The sequence below is a fragment of the Campylobacter sp. MIT 21-1684 genome (assembly GCF_026241315.1).
Taxonomy (GTDB): Bacteria; Campylobacterota; Campylobacteria; order Campylobacterales; family Campylobacteraceae; genus Campylobacter_D.
On record NZ_JAPHNA010000050.1, the window covers coordinates 1 to 1,336 of the forward strand.

Sequence of the window (1,336 nt, forward strand, 5' to 3'; positions counted from 1 at the left end):
CCCACCTTTTACTATAAGTCCTTTAGAATCTATCACTACTTCTACTCCGCCAGCTTTAATAATAACACAATCTCCTTTAGCAGTAATAGAAGTAGTACCTACTTGGTGAAGGATTTGATTTCCTGCTTGTATGGCACAATCACTTGTTGCTTCTGATACAATATTATCAGCTATAAAAGTAGCATTTTCATCTGTTTCAAGTCCCATAGAGGCATTAGATGTAAGTAAGAGATTCCCTTTAGTCCTAAGTGTAGTTTCATTAGTAGATTCTATATTGATACTCTCTTCAACTTGCAAATGATATTCTTTACTTACCACCTCCCTCTTATTCCCTTCTACCTTCCTCCTCTCATCTTGTCTTATACTTGTATAAAGACTTCCCTCTATCTCTACTTCTTTATCCTCTCCTACATACTCACTACTCTTCTTTGCAATCCTTACTTTGTTATCTACTCCTACATTTAAAGTATGACTTAATCCTACTATGGTATCTTTTGATAAAGCTACATTGGTATTGTATTCTCCTCCTACACTGACTATCTTTGCTAAGTCTATGGTTTGAGTATGAATCTTTTTAATCCTTTCAGTATAAGTTCCCTCTACTAGAGAATCTTTATTATTCTGTATGCTTTGAGTAAAATTATGTTTAATGAGTTCTTCATAATCTTTTTGTGCCTGAAGATAAATCTGTTCTTGTTCTTTTATATTAGAAAGAGTAAATTCATTCAATCCAGATTCTATTGTATGAGAGTGTGTATACTCTGTATTGCTTTGTGGAGTATTAAGAGTTCTTGCACTCAAACTGATTTGATGAGCATTCAAAGGTAAAGAGGGCAGGGCTTTATTGCTTTGATTATACAGACTGCCACTAATATAAGGTTTATCTATATCATCATCAAAGAAACTCACAATGACTTCATCTCCAATTCTAGGAGTATGATACAAGCCTGAACTTATACTTGCAAGAGGAGAGCTTACCCTAAGAAAAGGAGAGTAATGGTAGCAGCATTCTTTCTGTTGTGTTCTTATGAGAGAATTCTCATTGCTATGTGGAGTATTTGTATTAGTGTTATGAGTGTGTCTTCGTATTCTTGTCTTGTCTATTATTTCTTGATTAGCAAAGCAATTCATTCTTACTTTGACTCTGCCAAAGCTGTCTGTATAAAGAGTATTTCTTTGTGTTTCTATATCCTCACTCTCTCCAATAACAATTCCTAAAGTACTACTAGGAGCCTTAGGCTTACTCTTTAAAGAAGGAGTATAACTAAAAGGAAGAGGTAAAAGAGTGAGAGTATTACTATAAGAGTGAGATTGGTCTAAAGAAGAAAGAGATTCT

General features: G+C 34.1%; 1 protein-coding gene. It reads right to left on the reverse strand.

Features of this window, described 5'->3' with window-relative positions; all coding sequences use genetic code 11:
* Positions 1-1,131 (reverse strand): bacteriophage T4 gp5 trimerisation domain-containing protein (locus OQH62_RS08475; protein ID WP_416333353.1); only part of this gene is annotated, 1,131 nt, incomplete at its 3' end.
* Between the last annotated feature and the right edge of the window lie 205 nt (positions 1,132-1,336).